Source organism: Streptomyces sp. NBC_00775 (genome assembly GCF_036347135.1).
Classification (GTDB): domain Bacteria; phylum Actinomycetota; class Actinomycetes; order Streptomycetales; family Streptomycetaceae; genus Streptomyces; species Streptomyces lutosisoli.
In genome coordinates this window covers 906,589-932,928 of sequence record NZ_CP108938.1, presented here as the reverse complement: position 1 = coordinate 932,928, position 26,340 = coordinate 906,589, and the positions used below count along the sequence as shown (strand labels likewise).

The 26,340-nt window shown below is 70.7% G+C and carries 20 protein-coding genes; 15 read left to right on the top strand and 5 right to left on the bottom strand.

Annotation, left to right across the window (positions count from 1 at the left end; all coding sequences use genetic code 11):
• Nucleotides 1–29: 29 nt before the first annotated feature.
• Entirely contained in the window at nt 30–2,369 is a 2,340-nt protein-coding gene (locus OIC96_RS04415; protein WP_330309194.1) for an excinuclease ABC subunit UvrA, read from the bottom strand.
• 138 nt (nt 2,370–2,507) lie between these two features.
• Between OIC96_RS04415 and OIC96_RS04410 the strand changes: the two genes are divergently transcribed.
• Nucleotides 2,508–3,743: an MFS transporter gene (locus OIC96_RS04410; RefSeq protein ID WP_330309195.1), complete on the top strand. Its 1,236-nt coding sequence runs from the start codon at nt 2,508–2,510 to the stop codon at nt 3,741–3,743.
• Nucleotides 3,744–3,846: 103 nt separating this feature from the next.
• Here the strand turns inward: OIC96_RS04410 and OIC96_RS04405 are convergent, their stop codons facing one another.
• Nucleotides 3,847–4,926: an LLM class flavin-dependent oxidoreductase gene (locus tag OIC96_RS04405; protein ID WP_330309196.1), complete on the bottom strand. Its 1,080-nt coding sequence runs from the start codon at nt 4,924–4,926 to the stop codon at nt 3,847–3,849.
• A gap of 281 nt (nt 4,927–5,207) precedes the next feature.
• On the opposite strand from OIC96_RS04405, the gene OIC96_RS04400 reads away from it, so the two are divergent.
• The 5 genes from OIC96_RS04400 to OIC96_RS04380 all read left to right on the top strand — a co-directional run bounded on the left by OIC96_RS04400 (nt 5,208) and on the right by OIC96_RS04380 (nt 10,752).
• The gene (locus OIC96_RS04400; protein ID WP_330309197.1) at nt 5,208–6,947 is read left to right on the top strand and encodes a SulP family inorganic anion transporter; all 1,740 of its coding nucleotides are present in this window, start codon (nt 5,208–5,210) and stop codon (nt 6,945–6,947) included.
• Nucleotides 6,948–7,095: 148 nt separating this feature from the next.
• The gene (locus OIC96_RS04395; RefSeq protein ID WP_330309198.1) at nt 7,096–7,725 is read left to right on the top strand and encodes a hypothetical protein; all 630 of its coding nucleotides are present in this window, start codon (nt 7,096–7,098) and stop codon (nt 7,723–7,725) included.
• Nucleotides 7,726–7,887: 162 nt separating this feature from the next.
• Nucleotides 7,888–8,793, top strand: a complete 906-nt coding sequence (locus OIC96_RS04390; RefSeq protein ID WP_330309199.1) for a universal stress protein — start codon at nt 7,888–7,890, stop codon at nt 8,791–8,793.
• Nucleotides 8,794–8,833: 40 nt separating this feature from the next.
• On the top strand, nt 8,834–9,856 hold the full coding sequence (locus OIC96_RS04385; protein ID WP_330309200.1) for a zinc-dependent alcohol dehydrogenase: 1,023 nt from the start codon (nt 8,834–8,836) through the stop codon (nt 9,854–9,856).
• Between the two features lie 5 nt (nt 9,857–9,861).
• Nucleotides 9,862–10,752 carry a universal stress protein gene (locus OIC96_RS04380; RefSeq protein ID WP_330309201.1) on the top strand — a complete coding sequence of 297 codons (891 nt, stop codon included), beginning with the start codon at nt 9,862–9,864 and terminating at the stop codon, nt 10,750–10,752.
• Between the two features lie 5 nt (nt 10,753–10,757).
• On the opposite strand, the gene ppk2 is transcribed toward OIC96_RS04380, so the two are convergent.
• A complete protein-coding gene (ppk2, locus tag OIC96_RS04375) occupies nt 10,758–11,561 on the bottom strand; it encodes a polyphosphate kinase 2 (protein ID WP_330309202.1) in 804 nt (267 codons plus the stop codon).
• A 34-nt stretch (nt 11,562–11,595) separates the two neighbouring features.
• On the opposite strand from ppk2, the gene OIC96_RS04370 reads away from it, so the two are divergent.
• The 4 genes from OIC96_RS04370 (at nt 11,596) to OIC96_RS04355 (ending at nt 19,158) form a co-directional block, all read left to right on the top strand.
• Nucleotides 11,596–13,980, top strand: coding sequence for a phosphoketolase family protein (locus OIC96_RS04370; protein ID WP_330309203.1), 2,385 nt, complete (start codon nt 11,596–11,598; stop codon nt 13,978–13,980).
• A gap of 111 nt (nt 13,981–14,091) precedes the next feature.
• Nucleotides 14,092–14,841, top strand: a complete 750-nt coding sequence (locus OIC96_RS04365) for an HAD family hydrolase (RefSeq protein ID WP_330309204.1) — start codon at nt 14,092–14,094, stop codon at nt 14,839–14,841.
• A 2-nt stretch (nt 14,842–14,843) separates the two neighbouring features.
• Nucleotides 14,844–17,234, top strand: a complete 2,391-nt coding sequence (locus OIC96_RS04360; RefSeq protein WP_330309205.1) for a glycoside hydrolase family 65 protein — start codon at nt 14,844–14,846, stop codon at nt 17,232–17,234.
• Nucleotides 17,235–17,412: 178 nt separating this feature from the next.
• Complete coding sequence (locus OIC96_RS04355; RefSeq protein WP_330310389.1) at nt 17,413–19,158, top strand: sensor histidine kinase; 1,746 nt, start codon at nt 17,413–17,415, stop codon at nt 19,156–19,158.
• A gap of 57 nt (nt 19,159–19,215) precedes the next feature.
• Here OIC96_RS04355 and OIC96_RS04350 read toward each other — a convergent pair whose 3' ends face one another.
• Together OIC96_RS04350 and OIC96_RS04345 are read right to left on the bottom strand one after the other, a co-directional pair.
• Nucleotides 19,216–19,917, bottom strand: a complete 702-nt coding sequence (locus tag OIC96_RS04350; RefSeq protein ID WP_330309206.1) for a response regulator transcription factor — start codon at nt 19,915–19,917, stop codon at nt 19,216–19,218.
• Between the two features lie 187 nt (nt 19,918–20,104).
• Entirely contained in the window at nt 20,105–20,569 is a 465-nt protein-coding gene (locus OIC96_RS04345) for a Crp/Fnr family transcriptional regulator (RefSeq protein ID WP_330309207.1), read from the bottom strand.
• 275 nt (nt 20,570–20,844) lie between these two features.
• On the opposite strand from OIC96_RS04345, the gene OIC96_RS04340 reads away from it, so the two are divergent.
• The 5 genes from OIC96_RS04340 to OIC96_RS04320 all read left to right on the top strand — a co-directional run bounded on the left by OIC96_RS04340 (nt 20,845) and on the right by OIC96_RS04320 (nt 26,339).
• Nucleotides 20,845–21,531, top strand: coding sequence for a helix-turn-helix domain-containing protein (locus tag OIC96_RS04340; protein WP_330309208.1), 687 nt, complete (start codon nt 20,845–20,847; stop codon nt 21,529–21,531).
• A 123-nt stretch (nt 21,532–21,654) separates the two neighbouring features.
• Nucleotides 21,655–22,098 carry a pyridoxamine 5'-phosphate oxidase family protein gene (locus OIC96_RS04335; protein ID WP_330310390.1) on the top strand — a complete coding sequence of 148 codons (444 nt, stop codon included), beginning with the start codon at nt 21,655–21,657 and terminating at the stop codon, nt 22,096–22,098.
• 68 nt (nt 22,099–22,166) lie between these two features.
• Nucleotides 22,167–22,958 carry a nuclear transport factor 2 family protein gene (locus tag OIC96_RS04330; RefSeq protein ID WP_330309209.1) on the top strand — a complete coding sequence of 264 codons (792 nt, stop codon included), beginning with the start codon at nt 22,167–22,169 and terminating at the stop codon, nt 22,956–22,958.
• A gap of 79 nt (nt 22,959–23,037) precedes the next feature.
• Nucleotides 23,038–24,006 carry an aldo/keto reductase gene (locus OIC96_RS04325; RefSeq protein WP_330309210.1) on the top strand — a complete coding sequence of 323 codons (969 nt, stop codon included), beginning with the start codon at nt 23,038–23,040 and terminating at the stop codon, nt 24,004–24,006.
• A 572-nt stretch (nt 24,007–24,578) separates the two neighbouring features.
• A complete protein-coding gene (locus OIC96_RS04320; RefSeq protein WP_330309211.1) occupies nt 24,579–26,339 on the top strand; it encodes an RICIN domain-containing protein in 1,761 nt (586 codons plus the stop codon).
• Nucleotide 26,340 lies beyond the last annotated feature (1 nt).

The following is a 26,340-nucleotide window of genomic DNA, read 5'->3' as shown; positions in this document are numbered from 1 at the left end:
CCGTGCCCATGGGCTCGGGGACCTGCCGGCTACCGCCCCTGTCCGAGCGCACGGGCGAGGTAGGGCGCCGTCCGGCTCTCTGCCGCCGCCGCCACCTCCGCCGGCGGCCCCGCCGCCACGATCCGCCCGCCCGCGTCGCCCCCGCCGGGGCCCAGGTCGATCACCCAGTCGGCGCCCGCGACCACCGTCATGTCGTGCTCGACGACCACGACCGTGTGGCCCGCGTCGACCAGGCCGTGCAACTGGCGCATCAGCACCTCGACATCGGCCGGGTGCAGCCCCGTCGTCGGCTCGTCGAGGAGATAGAAGGTGTGGCCGCGACGCACCCGCTGCAACTCGCTGGCCAGCTTGATGCGCTGGGCCTCACCGCCGGACAACTCGGTTGCGGGCTGGCCGAGTCGCAGATAGCCGAGGCCCACGTCGAGGAGCGTGGTGAGGCTGCGCGCGACGGCCGGGGTGTCCGCGAAGAAGTCGGCCGCGGCCTCCACCGTCAGGTCCAGGACCTGTGCGATGTTCCGTTCCCGGTACGTCACTTCGAGCGTCTCGGAGTGGTAGCGCGCCCCACCGCAGTCCGGGCACGGCGTATAGGTGCTGGGCAGGAACAGTAGCTCCACGCTGACGAAGCCCTCGCCCTGACACGTCTCGCACCGTCCGCCCGCGACGTTGAAGGAGAAGCGCCCCACGCCGTAGTCACGCCTTCTCGCCTCCGGAGTCGCGGCGAAGACCTTGCGTACGACGTCGAAGAGGCCGGTGTAGGTCGCCAGATTGGAGCGCGGGGTACGGCCGATGGGCTTCTGGTCGACGGAGACGAGACGCCCGACACCGGGGAGCTCCTCCGTGATCTCGCCGATCAGCGTGGACTTGCCGGAGCCGGAGACGCCGGTGACCGCGGTGAACACGCCGAGCGGGAACTCGGCGGTGACCCCGCGCAGGTTGTGCCGGGTGACCGGCCCGATCTTCAGCTGGCCGCCGGGTGACCGGACGTCGCGTACCGCAGCGGGGGAGCGGTCGAAGAGGAAGCGTGCCGTCGCGGACTCCGCCACGCGCTCCAGCTCCGCGACCGGGCCGCTGTGCAGCACGCGCCCGCCGTGCTCGCCGGCGCGCGGACCGACGTCGACGAGCCAGTCGGCGCCCCGTACGACATCGAGGTGGTGCTCCACGACGAACACCGAGTTGCCCGCCGACTTCAGCCGCTCCAGGACGGTGAGCAGGGCCTCGGTGTCCGCCGGGTGCAGTCCCGCGGACGGCTCGTCGAGGACGTACACGACCCCGAAGAGACCGGAGCGCAACTGCGTTGCCAGACGCAGCCGTTGGAGTTCCCCCGCGGAGAGGGTGGGGGTCGCCCGGTCGAGGCTCAGATAGCCGAGGCCGAGCTCGGCGACGGGCGCGATACGGGATCTGAGGTCGGCGGTGAGGACCCGGGCGGCCTCGCCGGTTCCCCGCAGCGCACGAGCCAGCTCCGCCAACGGCAGCGCGGCCAGCTCGGCGATGTTCCGTTCGGCGAACGTCACCGCCAGCGCCTCGGGACGCAGCCGGCTGCCGCCGCACGCCGGACAGGGGGCGCTGCTGAGAAACCGCTCCGCCTTGGCCCTGAGCGTCGGGCTCTTCGTGTCGGAGAAGGTCTTCATGACATAGCGCCGGGCGCTCATGTACGTACCCTGGTAAGGGCGTTGGATCCGCTCCGCGTCGCGCACCGGGTGCACGGTGACGACCGGCTGGTCGTCCGTGAAGAGGATCCACTCCCGTTCCTCGGCGGGCAGTTCCCGCCAGGGCCGGTCCACGTCGTGGCCGAGCGTGTCGAGGATGTCCCGCAGGTTCTTGCCCTGCCAGGCACCCGGCCACGCGGCGATCGCGCCCTCGCGGATCGACAGCGCCGGATCGGGTACGAGCAACTCCTCGGTCGTACGGTGCACTTGACCGAGACCGTGGCACTCGGGGCAGGCCCCGGCCGCCGTATTGGGTGAGAACGCGTCCGAGTCGAGCCGCGCGGCGCCCTCCGGATAGTCGCCCGCCCGCGAGAACAGCATGCGCAGCGAGTTGGAGAGATTGGTGACCGTCCCCACGGACGAGCGCGACGTCGGCGCCGACCGCCGCTGCTGCAAGGACACCGCGGGCGGCAGCCCCGTGATCTCCCCGACCTTCGGCGCCCCCACCTGGTGGATCAGCCGTCGCGCGTACGGGGCGACCGACTCGAAGTAGCGGCGCTGCGCCTCCGCGTAGATGGTCCCGAAGGCCAGCGAGGACTTGCCGGAGCCGGAGACGCCGGTGAAGACCGCGAGGACGTCACGCGGGATGTCCACGTCCACGCCCTGGAGGTTGTGCTCGCGGGCGCCCCGGACGCGGACGTACGGGTCGTGGGGGCTGTGCATGGGGTGGACTCCTGCGGCTTGGGACAGAGCCCACGATACAAGGCCATCGCATGCGTAATAACAAAACTCTTGCTCTTGCAAGTAACATGCAACAAGCTTGACCGGTCCTTACCGCCTGCCCGAATGCGGAGCCCCTTCATGCCCCGTCTGATCCCGGACGCCGGACCGCAACGCGTCATCGCCGCTTCGAACTTCGTCTACACCGTCGGCAGCGGCCTCTACCTGACCGCCGGGGTGCTGTACTTCACCCAGTCGGTGCACCTTCCGGCAGGCCAGGTGGGCCTCGGACTCGGCATCGCCGGTCTCGTCTCACTGGCCGTGGGCATCGTCGTCGGCCATCTCGCGGACACACGCGGAGCGCGCGGCGTCTACGCGGCCACCCTGGTGGTCCAGGCGCTGGCAACGGCCGGCTTCGTGCTGGTGGACAGCTTCTGGACGTTCGTTCTCGCGGTCTGCGCGGCCACCGGGGCGAAGGCGGCTGGACTGGCCGCACGCAGTCCGATCATCAGGCGCTACGGAGGGGACCGGCCGCAGGAATTCCGCGCCCATCTCCGTTCCGTGACCAACATCGGCATATCCCTCGGTGCTCTGCTGGCAGGCTGGGTCGTCCAGGTGGGCACCCACACCGCTTACCAGCTCCTTGTGGTCGGCAACGCGATCGGCTTCGCGGCTTCCGCCGCCGTCCTGGTCCTCCTCCCGCCGGTCACCCCCGGGCCCACCGTCGGCGGCCCTCGGTGGATCGCCCTGCGGGACCGCCCCTACCTCCTGATCACCGCCCTCGACGGCATCATGGCCATCCAGTTCAAGGTGCTCACCGTGGCCGTTCCGCTGTGGCTGGTCGCGGCGACGACCGCTCCGCCCTGGCTCATCTCGGGCACCATGCTCATCAACACCGTCATCGTCGTCGCGTTTCAGGTACGGGCCGGCCGCAGCATCGATTCCCCCCTGACCGGCGGAGCCGCCTACCGGCGGTCTGGCGTGGCCTTCCTCGTCTCCTGCTCGCTGATCTCGCTGTCCGCGGGGGCACCGGCCTGGGCCGCCGCGACGCTGCTGATGACGGCGGTGGTGATCCACACGGTCGGCGAGCTGTGGCACTCCGCCGGAGGCTTCGAGGTGTCCTTCGCCCTCGCTCCGGAGCACGCCACCGGCCAGTACCTGGGCGTCTTCGGCCTGGGGGCCGGACTGGCCGAAGCCCTCGGGCCAGGCCTGCTCATCGCGCTCTGCATCACCTGGGGCCGCCCAGGGTGGTACGTCGTCGGAGCGCTGTTCGCCCTGACGGGCCTGGCGGCGCCCTTCGCCGTCCGCTGGGCACAACGCCACCAGGGCGCTCACCCGACGCACATCGAATCCCCGCTGAAGGAACTGGCCGCCTGAACTCTCGCCCCGGGCAGGCGCGTTACCGTGTGCGGGGGCCGGTCCTCTCTCTTCACCTTCGGATGGGCGAACTGGTTCCAGGTTCCAGGGCCTGTCTCCTGGATCAGGCCTGGGCCGGGTCCGGGTCAGGCCTGGCCCCCGGGAACGCGGTCAGCCCAGCCACCCGGGCGAGTCTCCGGTAGGAGTCGAGGAGGGCGTCCCGGTCGTACGAACTGGTGGTGACCAGCACCTCCTGGGCGCCGGTCTCCTTGATCACCGTCTCCAGCTCGTGGGCGACCTGCTCCTCGGTGCCCGCGATCTGGCCGGTGAGCCCGGACTCGTAGAAGCCGCGCTCCTTGGCGGTCATCGTGAGCGCCTCGACGCGCTCGGCGGGCGGCAGCGGCGGGAAGGTGCCGTGCGTGCGGGAGTACGCCATCGACCAGGCCTCCGGGAGCAGCAGACGGCGCGCCGCCTCCGGGCTCTCGGCGACCGCGATCGTGCCGGAGATGACGACGTACGGCTCGCGCGCCCAGACGGACGGGCGAAAGGCCGCGCGGTAGTGGTCGATGCCCCGCCGCAGCTTCTCCCGGTTCCTGAGGTCCCCGATGACCATCGGCAGGCCCGCCCGCGCCGCGATCGTGGCGCCCTCGCCCATGGCGAGCACGAAGGGCGGCACGGTCAGGCCCTCCGCGGGGCGCGCGTGGACGCCGGTCGGGGAAGTCCCCCGGAACCACCCGAGGAGTTCGGCGAGCTGCGCCGCGAAGTCCTCGGCGACGTCCTTGTCCCGGCCGAGCGCCTTGCGCACACCGTCCGTGAAGCCGACGGAACGGCCCAGACCCATGTCGATCCGCCCCGGGAACAGCGACTCCAGCACACCGAACTGCTCGGCCACGACGAGCGGTTGGTGGTTCGGCAGCATCACACCTCCGGTGCCGACCCGGATCGTCCGCGTGGCGGCGGCGACCGCGGCGGCCAGCACGGTGGGCGCGGAGCCGGCGACGCCGGGCACTCCATGGTGTTCCGAGACCCAGATCCGGTGGTAGCCGAGCTTCTCCAGATCCTGAGAAAGCCGCACGGTGTCGCGCAGCGCCTCGGGTGCCTCGTGCCCCTCGCGGGTGCGCGAGCGGTCGAGTACGGAGAAGCGCGCGGCTTCCGCGCGCGGGCCCGGCTCCTGCGAGGAGCCGGGATTCTGCTGACTCTGCATGACTGCTCCGGGGCCTCGGTGCCTGTCGTCTCAGCTGTCGCTCCGCTGAGGTCCTTGCGGCTTCCATGATCCGCGCGGTGTCCGGGGCGGGCAAGGTCGTCATGATCTCCGCGCAGTACAACTCCTCGTTCCACCGGATCGTCAGCAGCCGCTCTGTCTCCCGGGCAAGAAGACCAGGGCGGCGCGGATCCGGGAGCCGGTCGGCCCGGACCCCGGGCCGACCGGCCCTCGCGGCGGACCGACCGCGGGGCGATGCTGAAGGGGGTGACGAAAGGAGCCCCATGTCCGAGCGCCCCAAGGAGGCGGCCGGGGAACGCCGACGCGGTCTCGTGCGGCGGCTGGCTCCCGGTCTCGCCGTACTGGCCGGCTACCGGCGCTCGTGGCTGCGCGGTGACCTGCTGGCCGGAGTGACCGTCGCGGCGTATCTCGTTCCGCAGGTGATGGCCTACGCGGGTCTCGCGGGACTGCCGCCGGTCGCCGGGCTGTGGGCGATCATCCCCGCCCTGCTGCTGTACACGCCGCTGGGTTCGTCGCGGTTGCTGTCCGTCGGGCCCGAGTCCACCACCGCACTGATGACGGCCACCGTGGTGGGGCCGCTCGCCGCGGGCGATCCGGACAAGTACGCCGTGCTCGCCGCCGCTCTCGCTGTCGTGGTCGGATTGATGTTCCTGGTCGCGTGGGTGGCACGGCTGGGCTTCCTCGCCGACCTCCTGTCACGGCCGATCCTGGTCGGCTACATGACGGGCGTGGCGCTCATCATGATCGTCGACCAACTCCCCAAACTGACCGGTGTCAGCACCTCGGGATCAGAGTTCTTTCCTCAACTGCTCTCCTTCGTAAGGAATCTGGGGGAAGCCCATCTCGCCACGGTGATCTTCTCCGTGGCGGCCATCGCCTTCCTCTTCGCGGTTCCGCGGTTCTTCCCCCATGCCCCGGGCCCGCTGCTGGCCGTGGTGCTCGGCACCGCGGTCGTCGCGGCCTTCGGACTGGAGGACCACGGCATCGCCGTCATCGGCGCGGTACCGTCCGGGCTGCCAACACCTGGCCTGCCGGCACCGGGTGACCTGCCGCAACTGGTGCTGCCGGCGCTCGGGGTGCTCCTCGTCGGATACACCGACGTCATCCTCACGGCGCGCGCCTTCGCGGTGCGGGGCGATGAACTCGACCCCAACCAGGAGCTGTTGGCCCTGGGGGCCGCGAACCTTGGTGCGGGCGTACTGCACGGCCTTCCCGTGAGCAGCAGCGCCAGTCGCACCGCCCTCGCCCGCTCGGCCGGGGGCCGCACCCAGGTGTACTCGCTCGTCGCCTGCGCCGCGGTCCTCGCCGTACTGCTGTTCCTGAGCTCGCTCCTGGCGCACACCCCGGTGACCGTTCTGGGAGCCCTGGTCGTCTACGCAGCCGTCCGCATGATGGATCTGGCCGGGTTCCGGCGACTGGCCGCCTTCCGGCGCCGGGAGCTGCTGCTGGCCCTGGGCTGCATGGCCGGAGTGCTCGCCCTGGACATCCTGTACGGCGTGCTCGTGGCGGTCGGGCTCTCGGTCGCGGAGCTGCTCACCCGGGTGGCCCGCCCGCACGACGCGGTCGAGGGCCTGGTGCCGGGCCTGGCCGGCATGCACGACGTGGACGACTATCCGCAGGCCCACACGGTCCCCGGTCTGCTCGTCTACCGCTACGACTCGCCCCTGTTCTTCGCCAACGCCGAGGACTTCAAACGGCGGGCCCTGGTGGCGGTCGATCACCACGAAGGTCCTGTCGAGTGGTTCGTCCTCAACACCGAGGCCATCGTCGAGGTGGACATCACCGCGCTCGACGCGGTCGAGGCCCTGCGCCAGGAATTCGAGCGGCGCCACATCGTCTTCGCGCTCGCCCGCGTCAAGCAGGACCTGCTCGACGACCTGGACGCCTTCGGGCTGACCCGGACCATCGGCACCGGCCGGATCTTCCCGACCCTGCCCACGGCCGTGGCCGCCTACGTCGAGTGGCACCGAAGCGGAGGCCCTCACGAGCCGAGGCAGACGTAATGACAAGCCCAACAGGCCTTGCAGATAGGGCCGTTCAGCCCCACGGTCGCGGCCCTTCGGCACCCGGCAGGGACGGTCCCGCGCCAGCAGAGTGGTTGTTGTCGGGCACCGGTCCGGCACTCTCCGATTCCCTGAAGGGATCACCACCATGGCCGTGCACGAGCACCCTCACCGGAGCCCGGGGTTCCACCTGCCGTCGTTCCGCACGAGCCGGACCGCGTCCACCTCTGAGTCCGCCGTGTCGGCGAGCACCGACACGCACACTCTGCGGGCCTACTCCTTCGCCTCGCTGCGGCTGCTGACGGGGTTCGTCTTCCTGTGGGCGTTCCTCGACAAGACCTTCGGCTTCGGTTACGCCACTGCGTCGGGCAAGGGCTGGGTGGACGGCGGCTCGCCGGCGAAGGGCTTCCTCGGTGGCGTGGCCGCGGGTCCGATGGAGTCCACCTTCCACTCCTGGGCGGGTGACACCTGGGCCGACTGGCTGTTCATGGCGGGCCTGCTGGGTATCGGGCTCGCCCTGATCGGCGGGATCGCGCTGCGTCTGGCCGCTGTCGCGGGCACGGCGTTGATGGCGCTGATGTGGATCGCCGAGTGGCCGCCCGCCAGGCACCTCTCGGACGGTTCGGCCAGCATGTCCACCAACCCGTTCGTGGACTATCACCTCATCTACGCCGTCGTCCTCATCGCCCTGGCACTGGTCGCGGCAGGCGACACCCTGGGCGTCGGCAAGCTCTGGGCCAAGCTGCCCTTCGTCCGGAACCACGGCTGGCTGCGCTGAGCACGGCAGGGAGGGCGGCACCCGGTCGGGGCTCCGCCCTCCCGCGCCGACGGCGGCTCCATTGGGCCGATCGGTCCCTTCCGGGGACCTGCGGCCCCTGCATCACGAACCCCCCGCGATACGACGATGGAATCGGATCGCTCGATTCAGGAGGTGAAGACCATGCCCCGCACCGTCACCGTAGGGCTCGACGGCTCGCACGAGAGCCTGGCCGCTGCCGAATGGGCGGCCCGTGAGGCGAAACTCCGCGGACTTCCGCTGAAGGTCGTCCACGTCTGGGAGCCGGTACCGGAGCCCATGGCTCAGGCCCCGCTCCTCGGAGCCGAGACGCAGCAGCACTGGAGTGAAGGGATTCCTCGCGAAGCGACCGACGGACTCCGGATACGCCACCCAGAGGTCGACGTAGTCATGGAGCAACTTTCCGGGCGGCCCGCAGAGGTGCTGCCCGGCGCCGCGAAGGATGCCGAGCTGCTGGTTCTCGGCTCCCGCGGAATGAGCGGAGTGGGCGGTTTCATGGTGGGCTCCGTCGGCCTGGCCGTGGTGGCTCACGCCGAGTGTCCCGTCGTCCTCGTACGGGCCGGAGAACAGGCAGCCGACGAGCACGCGATGGACCCGGCCGGCATCCCTTCCGCCTCGGCCCCCTTCCGGCCCGTCGTGCTGGGCCTCGACGCCACGAACCCGGACGACGCCTTGATCGGCTTCGCCTTCGAGGCGGCCCTCCTGCGCGGAACCTCCCTGCGTGTCGTGCACGGCTGGAACGAGCCGCCCTACATCGCCTACGGCATGCCCCCCGACCTCGAAATGAACGCCCGTATCGCCGCGGAGGAAGCCGCCGCCGTGGCCGAGGTGCTGCGCCCCTGGCGCCAGAAGTTCCCGGCCGTCGAAGTCGTCGAGGACTCCCTGTCCGGAAGGGCGGCCAACCACCTGGTGGATGCCTCCCGCGAGGCCTCCCTGGTCGTCGTGGGCCGCCGCGTCCGCCGCTCACCACTGGGCGCGCACATCGGGCCCGTCACACATGCCGTACTGCACCATGCCACCGCCCCCGTCGCCGTGGTCCCGCACGACTGACGCCCGACACGACTCACCACCATCCGAGGAGAGACACCCCATGAAGGCAGCAGTCGTACGAGCCTTCGGTGAGCCCCTGGTCATCGAGGAGCGCCCCGACCCCGAGCCCGGCCCCGGCCAGGTCCGCGTCCGGGTGGAAGCCTCCGGGCTGTGCCACACCGACATCCACGCCGCGCACGGCGACTGGCCGGTCAAACCGAACCCGCCGTTCGTCCCCGGCCACGAGGGCGTCGGCCTCGTCGAGGCCCTCGGTGACGGCGTCACGCACCTTGCCCTGGGGCAGCGGGTCGCGGCGCCCTGGCTGGGCAAGGCCTGCGGACGGTGCGAGTACTGCCTCTCCGGCTGGGAGACGCTGTGCGAGCAGCAGATCAACACCGGGTACGGCTGCGACGGCGGCTACGCCGAGAAGATGCTGGCCTGGGCGGACTTCGCCCAGCCGGTGCCCGACGGGATCTCCCCGCTCGACGCGGCCCCGCTCACCTGCGCCGGCGTCACGACGTACAAGGCGCTCAAGGTCGCCGACGTCAGGCCCACCCAGCTGGTCGCCATCTCGGGGGTGGGAGGGCTCGGCCATCTGGCCGTCCAGTACGCGAAGATCGCCGGGGCCGCCGTGGCCGCGATCGACGTCACCGACGAGAAGCTCGAACTCGCCGCAGAGCTCGGCGCCGACCTCGTGATCGACGCCCGCAAGGAGGACCCCGGCGAGGTGCTCAAGCGGTACGGCGGTGCCCATGCCGCCATCGCGCTCGCGGTGAACGAAGCGGCGTTCTCAGCGGTGTACACCGGGCTTCGGCGGGGCGGCAAGCTCGTGATGGTCGCCCTGCCGGCGCACGGCACGATCCAGGTCCCCGTCTTCGACACCGTGCTGAACGGCACCTCGGTGATCGGCTCGATCGTCGGCACGCGGCAGGACCTTGCCGAGGTGTTCCACCTGCACGCGGCGGGCCGGACCAGGGTCATCCGGGAGTCCCGGCCCCTGGAGTCGGTCAACGAGTCGATGGACGAAGTCCTGCGCGGTCACGTCAAGGCCCGGATCGTCTTCGACTTCGGCGAAGGAAGGTGAAGCGCGTGGAGACGTGGGAGCCGCCCCTGGTCGTGGGCGTCGACGGATCCGGGTCGAGCCTGCGCGCCGTGGACTGGGCGACGGACGAGGCCGCGCTGCACGGTGCACCGCTGCGCCTGGTGTACGCCTCGCTGTGGGAGCGCTACGAGGGCGCCGCACTCGCCGAGGGGCTGGGCAGGTCCTCGGAGCAGGTGATGGCCGACAACATCGTCGAGGCCGCCGCGCGGCGCGCCCACCGTCGCAACGCCGACGTCAAGGTTTCCACCGAGGTGCTGCCCGACGACGCCGTGAGCGTGCTGCTGAAGGAGGGGCACAGCGCCTTCGCGCTGGTCCTCGGGTCCCGTGGGCGCAGCGGCATGGCCGAGATGTTGCTCGGCTCGGTCGGTCTCGCCGTCGCGGCCCGCGCGGTCTGTCCGGTGATCGTGCTCCGCGGCAGCCACGACAACCAGGTCAGGGCCGGGACACACCGGAGCGTCGTCCTCGGGGTCGGCGAGGAGTCACGCGCCTCGGCGGCCACGCGCTTCGCCTTTGACGAGGCGGAGGCCCGCAACGCCGTTCTGCACGCCGTACGGGCATGGCGGTGGCCCGCGCACGAGAGCACCGACCATCCTCTGCTCGCGGGAGAACCCGCCCGTTTGCACGAGGAGCAGGCGGTGAAGGTTCTGGACTCGGCGCTGAGCGAGGCGGCGGCGAACCATCCGTCCGTGGATCTACGCCGACGCACCGCGGAGGGCACGGCCCGCCGGGTGCTGCTGGACGCTTCTGCCGACGCCGACCTGCTCGTCGTCGGCGCGCGGCACCGCCAGGGACACTTCGGACTTCAGCTCGGCCGGGTCGCGCACGCGGTCCTGCACCACTCCGCCTGCCCGGTCGCGGTCGTACCACAACGCGCGTGAGCGGCTCACAGGCCCGCGGCGTGATCGGGGACGTACGTCTGCAGATCGCGCGGCGGCCGCACATAGCCGGTCGACGGCGGCCTCGGCGGCAGCTCCAGAACGGGCGGCGACACCTCCTTGTACGGAACGGAGCCGAGCAGGTGCGCGATCATGTTGAGCCGCGCCCGGCGCTTGTCGTCGCTCTCGACGATGTACCAGGGCGCCTCGGAGACGTCGGTGTGCACCAGCATCTCGTCCTTCGCCCGGGAGTACGCCTCCCAACGGGTGATCGACTCCAGGTCCATCGCGGAGAGCTTCCAGCGCCGCGTCGGGTCCTTCAGCCGCCGCCGGAACCGCTTCTGCTGCTCCTCGTCGCTCACCGAGAACCAGTACTTGCGCAGCAGGATGCCCTCCTCGACCAGCATGCGCTCGAAGATCGGGCACTGGCGCAGGAAGAGCTGGTGTTCCTCCTTGGTGCAGAAACCCATCACCCGCTCGACGCCGGCGCGGTTGTACCAGCTGCGGTCGAACAGCACGATCTCCCCGGCGGCCGGAAGATGTTCGACGTACCGCTGGAAGTACCACTGCGTGCGCTCGCGCTCGGTCGGCTTGGGCAGCGCCACCGTCCGGGCGATGCGCGGGTTCAGATGTTCCGCGACCCGTTTGATCGTGCCGCCCTTGCCCGCCGCGTCCCGTCCCTCGAAGACGACCACGAGCCGGGCCCCCTCCGCCCGTACCCACTCCTGAAGCTTCACCAGCTCCGTCTGCAGACGCAGCAGCTCCCGCTCGTACGCCGCACGCGGCAATGTCGCCGTCTTCTTGTCGGCCATGCCGCCTCCTCCGCCCGATGACTACGGAGTCACCATGCCCCAGGTCGAACACCAGGACAGCACCGTACTGACCGACGACGAACTGCGCACCCTGGACGCCCACTGGCGGGCAGCCAACTACCTTGCCGTGGGTCAGATCTACCTCTTGGCCAACCCGCTCCTCACGGAGCCCCTGACCCCCGCGCACATCAAGCCGCGGCTGCTCGGCCACTGGGGCACCTCGCCGGGTCTGAACCTCGTGTACACGCACCTCAACCGTGTCATCAAGGCCCGCGGTCTCGACGCGCTGTGCGTATGGGGCCCCGGACACGGTGGGCCCGCCGTCCTCGCCGGCTCCTGGCTGGAGGGCAGCTACAGCCAGACGTATCCGGACGTGTCGCGTGACGCGGAGGGTATGGACAAGCTGTTCCGGCAGTTCTCCTTCCCCGGCGGAGTACCCAGCCACGTGGCACCTGAGACGCCCGGTTCGATCCACGAGGGCGGTGAGCTGGGCTACTCGCTGGCGCACGCCTACGGTGCCGCCTTCGACAACCCGGATCTGCTGGTCGCCTGTGTGATCGGCGACGGCGAGGCGGAGACCGGACCGCTGGCCGCGTCCTGGCACTCCAACAAGTTCCTCGACCCGGTCCATGACGGGGCCGTCCTGCCGATCCTCCACCTCAACGGCTACAAGATCGCCAACCCGACCGTGCTGTCCCGGCTGCCGGAGACCGAACTCGACGAGCTGCTGCGCGGCTACGGCCACGAGCCGATCCACGTCACCGGCGACGACCCGCGGCAGGTCCACCACGCGATGGCGGACGCCTTCGACCGGGCCCTGGACCGCATCGCGCTGATGCAGCGCACCGCCCGCGAGGACGGTGTGTCCGAGCGCGTGCACTGGCCCATGATCGTGCTGCGCACGCCGAAGGGCTGGACCGGCCCCGCGGAGGTCGACGGGGAGCCGGTCGAGGGAACATGGCGCGCCCACCAGGTTCCGCTGGCCGCCGTCCGTGAAAACCCCGAACATCTGCGCCAGTTGGAGACCTGGCTGCGCTCGTACCATCCCGAGGAGCTCTTCGACGTCGAGGGGCGGCCCGTCGCCGACGTCCTCGCCTGCGTTCCCGACGGTTCGAAGCGTCTGGGCGCCACCCCGCACGCCAACGGCGGCCTGCTCGTCCGCGATCTGCCGATCCCGTCCCTGGACCGCTTCGCCGTGCCCGTCGACAAGCCGGGTGCCACCCTGCACGAGCCCACGCGGGTCCTCGGCGACCTCCTCGAACAGGTCATGAAGGACACCTCGGGCCGCCGCGACTTCCGGCTGGTCGGCCCCGACGAGACCGCCTCCAACCGGCTGGGAGCCGTCCTCAACGCCAGCGGCAAGGCCTGGCAGGCGCAGACCCTCCCGGTGGACGAGCACCTGGACCGGCACGGCCGGGTGATGGAGATCCTTTCCGAACACCTCTGCCAGGGCTGGCTGGAGGGCTACACACTGACCGGCAGGCACGGACTGTTCTCCTGCTACGAGGCGTTCGTGCACATCGTCGACTCGATGGTCAACCAGCACATCAAGTGGCTCAGGACATCGAGGGAGCTGGCGTGGCGCGCCCCGATCGCCTCCCTCAACTACCTGCTCACCTCGCACGTCTGGCGCCAGGACCACAACGGCTTCTCGCACCAGGACCCCGGATTCGTGGACCACGTCCTCAACAAGAGCCCGGAGGTCGTACGGGTCTATCTGCCGCCGGACGCCAACACCCTGCTGTCCGTGGCGGATCACGTCCTGCGCAGCCGTGACTACGTGAATGTCGTGGTCGCGGGCAAGCAGCCGTGCTTCGACTGGCTGTCGATGGACCAGGCCAGGGCCCACTGCGCCCGAGGCGCCGGAATCTGGGAGTGGGCGGGCTCGACCGACGGGGACCGCGAACCGGATGTCGTCCTCGCCTGCGCCGGCGACGTCCCCACCCAGGAGATCCTGGCCGCCTCCGCTCTGCTGCGGCGCCATCTGCCCGAGCTGGCCGTGCGGGTCGTGAACGTCGTGGACATGACCCGGCTGCTGCCGCGCGAGGAACACCCGCACGGGATGAGCGACTTCGAGTACGACGGGCTGTTCACCACCGACAAGCCGGTGATCTTCGCCTACCACGGCTATCCCTGGCTGATCCACCGCCTCGCCTACCGGCGCACCGGCCACGCCCACCTCCACGTCCGGGGCTACAAGGAGATGGGCACCACCACGACCCCCTTCGACATGGTCGTCCGCAACGACATGGACCGCTACCGCCTGGTCATGGACGTCATCGACCGCGTCCCCGGCCTCGGCGTCCGCGCCGCCGCCGTACGCCAGCTGATGGCCGACGCCCGTACCCGCCACCACGCCTGGATCCGCGAACACGGCACCGATCTGCCCGAGGTCGCCGACTGGACCTGGATCGCCTGAAAACCCCTGTCACACAAAGGAGTTCACCGTCATGACGGCATGCGTCGGCATCAGCGGCCTCGGCCGCACCAACCGGCTCCTCGGCCTCACGGCACCGGTGGTGGACGACTGATGAGCACGGACCGGAGCGGCACGCCTGCCGTGCCCCGCGCGCTGCGGGGTACGGCAGGCGTGGTCCTCGACACCGACGGCGTCATCACGGACTCCGCGCGGGTGCACGCGGCCGCCTGGAAGACGGCGTTCGACGGCTTCCTGCACGACCGCGGTCCAGGGGAGCAACGCCCCTTCGACGTACGCGACGACTATCTGACGTACGTCGACGGCAAGTCGCGCCTGGACGGGGCCGCCGCGTTTCTCCGCGCCCGGGGGCTGCGGCCCACCGACGCCGAGATCCAGTCCGTGGCCGCCCGCAAGGAGCGGCTGTTCACGGAACACCTGCGCGCCGAGGGCGTCGACGCCTATCCGGGCACGGTCCGGCTGCTCCGCACCCTGCGGGCCGCGGGCATTCCGCTGGCCGCCGCCTCCGCCTCCCGGCATGCCGGCGAGCTCCTCGGACAGGCGGGAGTGCGGGAACTGTTCGACACGCTCGTGGACGGCACCGAAGCCGCCCGCCTGCACCTGCCCGGCAAACCCGACCCCGCCCTCTTCCTGGAGGCGACCCGCCGCCTGGGCGTCCCCGCCGACCGTGCGGCCGTCATCGAGGATGCTCTCGCCGGAGTCGAGGCCGGGCGACGCGGGGGCTTCGGCCTTGTCGTGGGCGTCGACCGCGCCGACACCCCGGACACCCGGGCCGCTCTGCTGAAGCACGGCGCGGACCTGGTGGTCGCCGACCTCGCGGAGCTATTCGTATCGGAGGACTGACGATGGCCGACTGGACGTGGGAGTACGAGGGCTACGACCCCGCGCAGGAGCGGCTGCGCGAAGCGCTCTGCACCCTCGGCAACGGCTACTTCGCCACCCGCGGCGCAGCCCCGGAGTGCACGGCGGATTCCGTCCACTACCCGGGCACGTATGCGGCGGGCTGCTACAACCGCCTCGCGTCGGACGTGGCGGGACGCCGGGTCGAGAACGAGGACATGGTCAACCTCCCCAACTGGCTGCCGTTGCGTCTGCGTACGGGCTCGGGCACCTGGCTCTCGCCCGACACCCACAAGGTCCTCGACCACCACCAGAACCTGGACCTCCGGTCGGGCACCCTGGAGCGCACCGTCCGCTACGAGGACGAGGACGGCCGGTGTCTGGCCGTGCGGCAGCTGCGGCTGGTCCACATGGCCGACCCTCATCTGGCCCTGCTGCGCACGCAGGTGACCGCCGAGGGCTGGTCCGGGGAGATCGACGTCGAGTCGGCGCTCGACGGGACGGTCACCAACTCCGGAGTGGAGCGCTATCGCTCACTCTCCTCCCAGCACCTCACCGATGTCCGGACCGGCACATCGCCGCAGGACACGGTCTGGCTCCGCTGCCGCACCAGCCGCTCCGACATCCGTATCGGCATGGCGGCGCGTACCGTCACCGACGCACCCGCCGGGACTGGCGTCGCACACGACAACGCCCGGGCTGTTCAGCTGCTGCGGCTCTCCCTGACCGACGGCCGGACGGTGACCGTGGACAAGACGGTCGCCCTGCACACCTCCCGCGACCCGGCGATCAAGGACCCGCTGCACGCGGCCGTCGAGCGGGTCGGCCGGGCCCCGGACGCCGAGACGCTGCTGGCCTCGCACCGCACGGCCTGGCAACAGCTGTGGCGCAACGCCGAGTTGGACGTGCCGAACAGCGCGGGCCCGGTGCTGCGGCTGCATCTCTTCCACGTGCTCCAGACGCTCTCGCCGCACACCGCCGACCTGGACGTCGGCGTCCCGGCGCGCGGTCTGCACGGTGAGGCCTACCGCGGACACGTCTTCTGGGACGAGCTGTTCGTCCTGCCCTACCTCAATCTGCACCTCCCCGAGGTCTCCCGGGCCCTGCTCACCTACCGCCACCGCCGGCTGGAGCAGGCCTGCCGGTCCGCCCGCGACGCCGGGCACACCGGCGCGATGTACCCGTGGCAGAGCGGCAGCGACGGCAGGGAGGAGACCCAGCAGCTGCACCTCAACCCGCGCTCCGGGCGCTGGCTGCCCGACCACTCACGGCTCCAGCACCACGTCGGCTCGGCGATCGCGTACAACGTCTGGCAGTACTGCGAGGCGAGCGGCGACACCGAGTTCCTGCACACCAAGGGTGTCGAGATGCTGGTGCGGATCGCCCGGTTCTGGGCCGGCATCGCGGCGTACGACGGGACGCTCGGCCGGTACCGGATCCGCGGTGTCGTCGGCCCCGACGAGTACCACGACGCCTACCCGGGCGCCGACCGGCCGGGGCTCGACGACAACGCGTACACCAATGTCACCGCCGCCTGGGTGCTCGCCCGCACCCTCGACGTCCTGCACGAGCTGCCCGAACTGCCGCGCCGGGACCTCTGTGAGCGCACCGGTCTCGACTCCGCCGAGCTCGACCGGTGGGAGGACGTCTCCAAGAAGCTGTACGTGCCCTTCCACGCCGGGGTGATCAGCCAGTTCGAGGGTTACGGCGCTCTGGAGGAGCTCGACTGGGCCGGGTACCGGGAGCGGTACGGCGACATCCGGCGGCTCGACCGGATCCTGGAGGCCGAGGGCGACACCGTCAACCGCTATCAGGCGTCCAAGCAGGCGGACGTCCTGATGCTGGGCTACCTCTTCTCGCCCGCAGAACTCGGCGACCTGTTCCGCAGGCTCGGACACGAACTGGACGACACCGCCTGGCGGCGCACGGTCGACTACTACCTGCGCCGTACGAGTCACGGCTCGACGCTGAGCAGCGTGGTGCACGGCTGGGTGCTCGCCCGGGCCCGGCGCGCGGAGGCGTGGACGTATGTGCACGAGGCCCTGGCCGGGGACATCGCGGATCTGCAGGGAGGCACCACAGGCGAGGGCATCCATCTCGGCGCCATGGCCGGCACCCTCGATCTCGTGCAGCGCGGCCTGACGGGGCTGGAGACCCGCGGCGGAGCGCTCCGGTTCGACCCGGTGCCGCTGCCGGAGCTGTCCGAGTACGGCTTCGCCATCCGCTACCGGGGCCATCGCGGCGTGCGAGTGCGTTTGAGCGCCGACGAGTTGCGGATCGCGGTGCCCGAGTCCGACAGGGAACCGATCGACGTCGCCCTCGCGGACCGCACCGTCTCCTTGGCTCCGGGGGAATCGTGCGTGCTGACTCTGCATACGTTCCGTGAAGACGGGTGACCATGAGTCACTGTGCGCGGCGCTTCGCCGACCCGGCCGCCACCCGGATCGCCTGAACTACGTTCAGGATTCCTGTCTTGGGCCCCATGTGCAGTGATGCCGGGGCATCCCGAGCAGTACGGTGAGGTCAGGAGAACTGGTGCGTGGTCTCTTGTCCGCTGAACGGCCGGAGGAAGCGATGGGCGCGGAGGCGCGCGGAGGCTCCGAACAGCATCTGCCCAAGCTTCGGCTCGACGAGTTGCTGGGTGAGCTCCAGGTGCGCATCGACGCGGTGCGGGGTACCCGGGACCGCCTGCACAGCCTGCTGGAGGCCGTTCTGTCGGTCGGACGGGAGTTGGACCTGCCGCAGGTGCTGCGCAGCATCGTCGAGGCCGCGGTGGTCCTGGTGGATGCCGAGTACGGGGCGCTGGGCGTGATCGGCGGCGACCGGAAGCTGTCCGAGTTCCTCACCGTCGGCATCGACGAGGAGCAGCGGTCCGAGATCGGGGCGCTGCCCAGCGGGCACGGGCTCCTCGGCGAGCTCATCCGGCACCCGGTGCCGCTGCGGCTGCCGGAGCTCTCGGAGCATCCGGAGTCGTACGGTTTTCCGGCCCATCACCCCCCGATGCACTCCTTTCTCGGCGTGCCGATCCGGGTACGCGAGGAGGTGTTCGGCAACCTCTACCTCACCGAGAAACGGAGCGAGCGGGAGTTCGACGCGGAGGACGAGTCCGTCCTGTCGACGCTGGCCGTGGCCGCCGGGGTCGCCATCGAGAACGCGCGGCTGTACGAGGAGACCAGGCTCCGCGAGCGCTGGCAGCGGGCCAGCGGCAAGGTCACCAGTGTTCTCCTGACCGGGGCGCCCAGCGCCGAGGTGCTGGAGCTGATCGTCGACGAGGCCCGGAAGATCGTCTCCGCGGACATGGGCATGATCGCGGAACGCCAGACGGGTGACGAGGCGCTGCGGCCGGTGCTTGCGGTCGGCCTGGGCGCGGAGCAGCGCAGCGGACTGGTGCTGCCCGCCGGGGACAGATTCGTGGCGGCGGCACTGAGCTCCGCGGAGCCGGTGGTCAGCACCGACATCGAGCACGACTCCCGCACCGGTGAGGGGGAGCCCCAGTGGGCCGGGCTCGGACCCGTGGTCGCGGTGCCGCTCGGCACCAGCGGGAAGGCCAGGGGCGTGCTGCTGCTCGGGCGCGGACCGGGCGGTACGCCGTTCGGCGACGCGGACACCGGGCCGCTGCTCGGGTTCGCCGACCAGGCGGCGCTCGCACTGGAGCTGGCCGAGCGACGGCGGGACGCGGAACAGATCACGCTGCTCCAGGACCGCGACCGTATCGCTCGTGACCTGCACGACCTCGCCATCCAGCGGCTCTTCGCGGCCGGGATGACGCTGCAGAGCGCCCAGCGCTTCATGGAGCACCCCGAGGGCATGGAGCGGCTGACGCGAACCGTCGACGACCTCGATGACACCATCAAGATCATCCGGTCCACGATCTTCGGCCTGCGCACACACGGCGGAAGGGGCCGGGAGGGCAACGGATTGCGCGGCCGGGTGTCCGAGGCGGTCACGGCATCCGCCACGTCGTTCGGTTTCGCGCCCGCGCTGCGGATCGAGGGGCTCGTCGAGACGGACGTCCCCGGCGACATCGCGGACCACGCGGTCGCGGTGCTCGGCGAGGCGCTGAGCAACGCGGCCCGGCACTCCGGGGCGCAAGCTGTCGACGTCCGACTCCGGTGCGCCGGGGGCGAGTTGACGCTCACCGTGACGGACGACGGATGCGGAGTGCCCAGCGACGTCCAGCGCAGCGGGCTCAAGAACCTGGAGGAGCGGGCCGTGGGACTCGGCGGAACACTGACGCTCGCCGAACGGCCGGAGGGCGGCGGCACACGGCTGGTGTGGCGGGTTCCCGTGAGCCCGGACGGCGGCGCGGCGGGACGCTGACCTGTCGGAGGGCGCGGTTCGTGCCGAGGGCCAGGACGAAGAGGGAGGGCCGGGGGCTCAGCGCGTCGGATGGTCGGTGGAGTCGGGCTGTTCGAGGTGACTGGCCAGGACGGCCGCCTGGACTCGGCGCTGGACACCGAGTTTCGCGAGCAGCCGGGAGATGTGGTTCTTGACCGTCTTCTCGGACAGATAGAGCTTCTTGCCGATCTCACGATTGGTGAGTCCGTCACCGATCAGCGCGAGAATGTCCCGCTCGCGGGGCGAGAGACTGGCGAGCTCCGGTGAGAGGGCCGGTGCCTCGGTGGGGTCCGCGCGCAGGGAGCGCATCAGCCGGGCGGTCGTCGTGGGGTCCAGCATCGACTGCCCGGATGCCACCGTGCGTACCGCCGCGACCAGGTCGGAACCGCGGATCTGCTTGAGCACATAGCCCGAGGCTCCGGCCATGATGGCGTCGAGCAGGGCTTCCTCGTCGTCGAACGAGGTCAGCATCAGACAGGACAGCTCCGGCATCTGGCTGCGCAGCTCCCGGCAGACACTGATCCCGTCGCCGTCCGGCAGACGTACGTCGAGGACGGCCACATCGGGGCGCAGCGCCGGCCCGCGCACCAGTGCGTGCTCGACGCTGTCGGCGTCGCCGACCACTGCGATGTCCGGCTCGGCGTCCAGCAGGTCCGTCAGACCGCGGCGCACCACCTCGTGGTCGTCCAGCAGGAAGACCCGGATGGGGTTCTGTTCCGAAAAGGTACGCGCCTCGGCCATGACGACCCCTTGTTCAGTGGTGGACTGCGGACCACGAGCTGACTGTGACGACGATCATCGGCGTGCGGGACCGGATGCACTAGGGCCGACCGGCCCAACCAGAGCGTAGTTGTCCGTTCGCCACGGGTCACGGCTACGTCGCGGTATTCCTCCCCGCACGGTGACTCCTCGGTGGATTCCGACGCGGTCAGCGAAGACTTCCGCTGCCGTAGGGCGCGTACAGGTCCAGCAGCCGGTTCCTGGCCGACCGCAGACGGCGGGCGACGATGTCACCCGCCCACTGGGCCACTGCCATTCCCAGCGCGGGATCGGCCTGGCACATGGCCCGTACCGTCTCGGCGTCGAACTCGTACGCGCGCACCGGGCTCGTGGCCTCGGCGCCCAGATGCCAGGTGTGCGGTCCGAACAGCCAGGACCAGCCGATGAGTTCGTTGTGTCCGAGGACCTCGATGACCGCCGCGCGGCGGCCGGGCACATGCATGTCGAGGGCCACCGTGCCGCTCCGGATGATCCAGAACCGGTCCGCGCGCCGTCCCTCCTCGAACAGGCGGGTTCCCTGGGGGAACGACACCTCCCGGGCGATGCCCATCAGCCGCCCGCTGTGCTCGGCGGACAACGCTCGCAGCTTGCCGGCAGTGGGGGAAGCGTTCATGATCCTGGCCTCTTCCTGGAGCGTGGTTCTGCCCACTCCAATCTCGCTCCGACACCTCGCCTTCGCCATGGGCCACCCGGCCCCGGGGCCGGGCCGCATGGCATCCGGAAGGGTCTGCCCGGCCCCTGCACCCGTGATCGCGCCGGTAGCAGGCTGGAGGGCACAAGAGGAATCCACGGGCATGCGCGCAGGAGGTGCGGGCCGGTCGTCCTCGGCGGTCCGCGGCACGACGCCCTGGCAGTGAGGGCTTCCCGCAAGAAAGGAAGTGAGAGGCCATGTCCGAACAGACACCGCCGAACGCGGTGTCCGCCACAGCGGACCGCGCACAGAGCGACATCGGGCGTCGCATCGCCCGGCGACGCGAGGAACTCGGCCTGACCCGGGAAGAGACCGCCAAAAGGGCGGGTGCGGCTCCCCGATACGTCGAATACCTGGAGGAGAACGCCACCGCCACTCCCGGCACCAGCGTGCTCGTCCGGCTCGCCGACGTCCTGGATACCAGCGTGGCGGCCCTGCGCGGCGGCGACGCCGACCTGCCACCCGGTATCGGACGAGCCGCGGGCCATCCGGAAATGATCGATCTCAGTGACGAGGAGTGCCGGGCGCGGCTGTCGACACACGGCGTCGGCAGGATCGGCATGGACACGCCCGACGGACCGTTCATCGGGCCACTGAACTACAGCGTCATCGACGGTGCGGTCGCCTTCAGGACGGCACCTGGGGCAACGCCTGCCATGGCCGTCGGAACCCGGGTCGCGTTTGAGATCGACCACATCGACGAGGCCCTGAGCCAGGGCTGGAGCGTCCTCGTACGCGGCCGGGCCCGGGCCGTGTCCGCCCCCGACACCGTGCGCCGACTGGAGGAACTCGCGTACAGCGCGCCCTGGGCGGGCGGCGAGCGCGACATGTGGGTGTGTATCGATCCGGTCGACATCTCCGGACGCCGGATCGCCGTGCGCTGAACGCCGACGCCGAAGGGCGGCCAGTCTTCGGCCGCCAGGGACCGACGGCCCCTGCTCCTGACCACCGTCGCCCCGCAGCACGCGAGACGCGCGCGGCAGTATTCGTGAAAGTTGACCCCGGTGATGAATCCCCATGACGGCTTCCGTGAACTCGACCGGCAGGAGTGCCTCGGTCTGCTGGGCACCGCGCCTGTCGGCCGCATCGTGCACACGCGTCACGCTCTGCCCGCGGTGCTACCGGTCAACTTCTGCCTGGACGCGGATTCCGCCGTACTGCTCCGTACGGCGGCGGAATCGGAACTGGCCCAGGCGATCGACGGTGTGGTCGTCGCCTTCGAAGCGGACGAGGTCGACGCCCGCGCGCACTCCGGCTGGAGTGTCGTCGTCACCGGTCGCGCCACTGTGGTGACCGACCCCGTCGAGCACGGCCGACTGTCCCGGACCGGCCCACGCTCCTGGCTGGCCTCGCCTCAGGACGTCTTCATACGCATCGAGCCCGAGTTGGTCAGCGGCCGCGAACTCGTCGGAGGGCGCACACGGCCGCCCCCGCGGGCGCTGCGCGGCTGAGGTCGCGCGCCGCCCCGTACTGGCACACGATGCGAAGACGACCCGACACACACTTTTCTGGAGTCCTCATGGTCTGGATCCCGCAGATCGCCGATCTCGCCGACCGTCTCGGTGCCGCCGACCTGGCCGCCGCCCTGCGCGACCCGGAGGCCCTGCACCATGCGACAGCGGCCACGGTTCCCGTCGCACTCGACGACCCGGAAGCCGGCCGTATCAGCGGCGCGGGCGTGCTCGCCGCCTGGCTGGCCGAGCAGGAGAAGTGGCGCGCGGAGCACGAGGTGGACATCGAGCCGGTCGCCACCACCGTCACCGAGCCGCGGGCCGTCGGCGAATGGGTCGTGCACCTGCGCGGTCCGGACGGCACACGCATCGGGCTCCCCGTCGCCGTCGCCGTGGAGCCCGCGGCCGCGCTGCCGGTGCGGATCTACCACTCCCGGTGGCCGCTGCTCGGCCATCACGTCGTACGTTCTCCGGTGCTGCCGTACGACCCGGACGCGCACGCCTCCGATGTGGTGGGCGCCTACAAGGCGGCCCTCGGAGCGGGCGACGCCGCTGCCGTCGTCGCCACCTTCGCGGCCGACGGCTACTTCCGCGAGCCGTCCGGAGACGCCTACCGGTATGCCGGCACCGAGGTGCTGTCCAGCTTCTACAAGGGCTTCTTCTCCGCGGGCGGCGGTATCCCGCTCAAGCTGTGCACGGTCACGGAGGACGGCACCCGCAGCGCGTTCGAGTACATCTGCGACCGCTGGGGCGACGCCGACCTGCCGCCGCAGGCGGGCCTCGCCGTCTACACGCGCGGCGGCGACGGCCTGATCACGGCCGCGCATGTGTACGACGACGTGGCGGCCCCCGTGGAGTAGGGCTTCGCGGCGCTCGTGGCGGGCAGGGAACAAGTCGTCGGAGTTCCCCACCCCACCGCCGGCGAGAGCAGGAGTGAGCATGCAGTACGTGAAGCTCGGTTCGACGGGCCTGGACGTCTCCCGGATCTGCCTGGGCTGCATGAGTTTCGGTCTTCCCGACCGCGGCACCCACGAGTGGACCCTCGACGAAGAGGCCTCCCGCCCGCTGATCCGCCAGGCGCTGGAGGCCGGGATCACCTTCTTCGACACCGCGAACGTGTACTCCGACGGCACCAGCGAGGAGATCGTCGGCCGGGTGCTCGCCGGCCACGCGCGCCGCGACGAGATCGTCATCGCGACCAAGGTGAACGGCGCGATGCACGACGGCCCCAACGGCCGCGGCCTGTCCCGCAAGGCGATCATGACGGAGATCGACAACAGTCTGCGCCGCCTCGGCACCGACTACGTCGACCTCTACCAGATCCACCGCTTCGACCCCGCCACGCCCGTCGAGGAGACGATGGAGGCGCTGCACGACGTGGTCAAGGCGGGCAAGGCCCGTTACCTCGGGGCGAGTTCGATGTACGCCTGGCAGTTCTCCAAGGCCCAGTACACGGCCCGGCTGCACGGCTGGACGCGGTTCGTCTCCATGCAGAACCACTACAACCTCCTCTACCGCGAGGAGGAGCGGGAGATGCTGCCGCTCTGCGCCGACCAGGGCGTCGGTGTACTGCCCTGGAGCCCGCTCGCCCGCGGTCGCCTCACCCGCGACTGGGACACGGACACGGCGCGCAGCCGGACCGACGAGTTCGGCAGGAGGCTCTACCGGGACGGCGACCGCGAGATCGTCGACGCCGTCGCCCGTATCGCCGCCGAGCGCGAGGTCCCGCGCGCCCGGGTCGCTCTCGCCTGGCTGCTGCACCAGAGCACCGTGACCGCACCCATCGTCGGCGCCACCAAGCCGCACCACGTCGAGGACGCGGTCGCCTCCCTCGCCCTGGAGCTGACGGACAAGGAGATCGAGGAACTGGAGCGGCCGTACACGCCTCGGGCGATCAGCGGGCACTGAGGCGCAAGCCGGCGGGGTGCGTGAGAGCGCTCCCAATGTGGTGAGTTGTGTGGCGGTTCGTGGCGGCTACGGGAATCCGAATTTCCTTTGCGAGTCTCCTGCTGACGTTTGGTCAATATCCCGTCCGGTGACGGGAAAGGGAAAAAGGCGAGACAGCTTGTTCCGGCTCGCCGCCCTGTGCAAAGGTGTGCGTTGTCGGCGTGCAGACAAACTTTCAACTTCCTTCTGTGCGCGTACGGTGCGCCCGTTCCCCCCTCGCTTCAAAAGAGCTGCCAGAGGCGGTCGTTCGCGGCGCAACCCCCCATGGGTAGTCCCTCCGCCTCGGCGGGCGGGCTACATACCCATTGGTATGGACTAATTCCTGCGTTACCTTTGGGAGGAAAGTGGACGTGAATGACGCATCGCTGTCTCATTCCCCAACGCCCGCTCGATCGTTCGAGGTTTCGGATGAGAGGCTTGCGGCAGACCTGAAGAAGAGCCCGGCGACCACGCCCGCGCACCATCCCGTCGGAGAACTCCTGGACCGCCACTGGGAAGCGGTCTTCTCTTATGCGCGCCTGTGCACCCACGGTGTGCGTCCCGCCGGAATACTCACCACGGCCTCATTCACGCGCCTGTTCGGCGAATCACTGCGGCAGGCCGGGCCGACGGCGGCGTGGCGTCCGCAGCTGCTGGTCACCGTCCGCCGCATAGCCGCCGAGTGGCTCATGGACCAGCGCAGCGAGCTGCTCCATCCCGAACTGGTCTCCGGCTCCGACCGTGAGGGCCGGGCCGCGGCGCGCCTCCTTCCGCCGGAGGGCAGACGCCTGCTCTCCCGGGCGTTCCAGCGGCTCCCCGAGCCCGCCCGCTGTCTGCTCTGGCACATGGAGGCGGAGGCCGAACAACTCGAGGTGCCCGCAGCCCTGTTGGGCCTAGCCGTCGAGGACGCCGCCGTAGAACTGCGGCGGGCCCGTGAACGCCTGCGCGAGGGCTGTCTGGAGATCCATCGCGAACTGGCCCCCGAGCAGGAGTGCCGCCGCTACAGCCGCATGCTGGACGTGTCCCTCCGGCGCGGCGGAGTCGAACTCGATCCCGATCTGCGGCGCCACATGGCCAGATGCGCGCATTGCCGGTACGCCGCCGACCAGTTGAACCAGTTCAACGGTCAACTCGCCCTCCCGCTGGCCGAAGCCGTGCTCGGCTGGGGTGCGCGCGCCTACCTCGACACCCGCGTGGGACGAGCCACCGCGATCGTGGAGGTGACGGAACCGCCCGGGGCCGTCGAGGCCGCCGTGGGCGCGACGTCCGAACTCGCCGCCGCACAGGGAGAGTTCCCCTCTCCGGCAGATGTCCCTCGCCGCCCCGACGTTCCCCCGCGCACCGCGCGGCGCGCCCAGTCGCCCGCCGGCTCCCGCCCGTCGACCCACCGGGCCACGACGCACAAGGCCCCCCGACGCGCCCCGCGCCGCCGGAACGTCACCCTCGGCGTGCTGACCGTGAGCACGCTGATCCTGGTCCCGCTGGTCCTGTGGGTGGCCGGTTCCCGTTCCGAGGGCCGGAACGGCATGGTCGAGGGCACCAACTCCTCGGAGGCGCCCAGCTCCGGCTCGGGCACGGTGCCCGGCGCCAACCCGTCCTGGGTCGGTACCGGCAACCATGCGAACGGCACCGGGGGCCGCCTGCGCAACGCCGCGACCGGGCTGTGCATCGGCATCGTGGGCGAGAAGCCCGCGAAGGGCATGGAGACCGAACTCACCTCGTGCACCTCGAAGTCGGCCCAGCGGTGGACGTACGAGGCGGACGGGCTGCTGCGCGACGTGGCCGACCCCGGCCTCTGCCTCGACTCCCACCTGGGCTACTCGGTCCAACTCGCTCCCTGCTCGGGTGAGTCGCAGCCCGGCACCAAGAACGTGCGCTACGACTTCACCCTCCAGGGCACGCTGGTGCCGCGCTGGAACCAGGACCTGGCCCTCGCACCCGCCTCCGCCAAGGCCGAGGCGGCGCTGGTCCTCAAACTCCGCAAGGACGAGCCGGCCGAGCGCTGGACCCTCGACACCTCCTCGCCCTCGCTCCAGCTGGAGGTGGTCAACTGGGACTCCGCCGCTGAATCGGCCGCGCCCGCGACCCCCGCCCTGCCCAAGGCGTCGACGACTCCGTCGCCGGCCGCCACGGACAAGGCCTCGGCGACGCCGACCCCCCAGCCGGCTCCGTCGTCCGCCGTTCCGTCGTACGGCTACTGCTCCTACCCGTACTACGACTACTGCCAGGGGAGCGGGCAGTACGGCTCCGGAGACGGCTATGGGTACGGCGGATACGGCTCCGGAGACGGGGGAGGCCAAGGAGGCCACCGCTGAT

Coding starts and splice junctions, on each gene's coding strand:
- OIC96_RS04415 (WP_330309194.1), bottom strand. CDS start 2,369: ATGCACAGCCCCCACGACCCGTACGTCCGCGTCCGGGGCGCCCGCGAG.
- OIC96_RS04410 (WP_330309195.1), top strand. CDS start 2,508: ATGCCCCGTCTGATCCCGGACGCCGGACCGCAACGCGTCATCGCCGCT.
- OIC96_RS04405 (WP_330309196.1), bottom strand. CDS start 4,926: ATGCAGAGTCAGCAGAATCCCGGCTCCTCGCAGGAGCCGGGCCCGCGC.
- OIC96_RS04400 (WP_330309197.1), top strand. CDS start 5,208: ATGTCCGAGCGCCCCAAGGAGGCGGCCGGGGAACGCCGACGCGGTCTC.
- OIC96_RS04395 (WP_330309198.1), top strand. CDS start 7,096: ATGGCCGTGCACGAGCACCCTCACCGGAGCCCGGGGTTCCACCTGCCG.
- OIC96_RS04390 (WP_330309199.1), top strand. CDS start 7,888: ATGCCCCGCACCGTCACCGTAGGGCTCGACGGCTCGCACGAGAGCCTG.
- OIC96_RS04385 (WP_330309200.1), top strand. CDS start 8,834: ATGAAGGCAGCAGTCGTACGAGCCTTCGGTGAGCCCCTGGTCATCGAG.
- ppk2 (WP_330309202.1), bottom strand. CDS start 11,561: ATGGCCGACAAGAAGACGGCGACATTGCCGCGTGCGGCGTACGAGCGG.
- OIC96_RS04370 (WP_330309203.1), top strand. CDS start 11,596: ATGCCCCAGGTCGAACACCAGGACAGCACCGTACTGACCGACGACGAA.
- OIC96_RS04365 (WP_330309204.1), top strand. CDS start 14,092: ATGAGCACGGACCGGAGCGGCACGCCTGCCGTGCCCCGCGCGCTGCGG.
- OIC96_RS04360 (WP_330309205.1), top strand. CDS start 14,844: ATGGCCGACTGGACGTGGGAGTACGAGGGCTACGACCCCGCGCAGGAG.
- OIC96_RS04355 (WP_330310389.1), top strand. CDS start 17,413: ATGGGCGCGGAGGCGCGCGGAGGCTCCGAACAGCATCTGCCCAAGCTT.
- OIC96_RS04350 (WP_330309206.1), bottom strand. CDS start 19,917: ATGGCCGAGGCGCGTACCTTTTCGGAACAGAACCCCATCCGGGTCTTC.
- OIC96_RS04345 (WP_330309207.1), bottom strand. CDS start 20,569: ATGAACGCTTCCCCCACTGCCGGCAAGCTGCGAGCGTTGTCCGCCGAG.
- OIC96_RS04340 (WP_330309208.1), top strand. CDS start 20,845: ATGTCCGAACAGACACCGCCGAACGCGGTGTCCGCCACAGCGGACCGC.
- OIC96_RS04335 (WP_330310390.1), top strand. CDS start 21,655: ATGAATCCCCATGACGGCTTCCGTGAACTCGACCGGCAGGAGTGCCTC.
- OIC96_RS04330 (WP_330309209.1), top strand. CDS start 22,167: ATGGTCTGGATCCCGCAGATCGCCGATCTCGCCGACCGTCTCGGTGCC.
- OIC96_RS04325 (WP_330309210.1), top strand. CDS start 23,038: ATGCAGTACGTGAAGCTCGGTTCGACGGGCCTGGACGTCTCCCGGATC.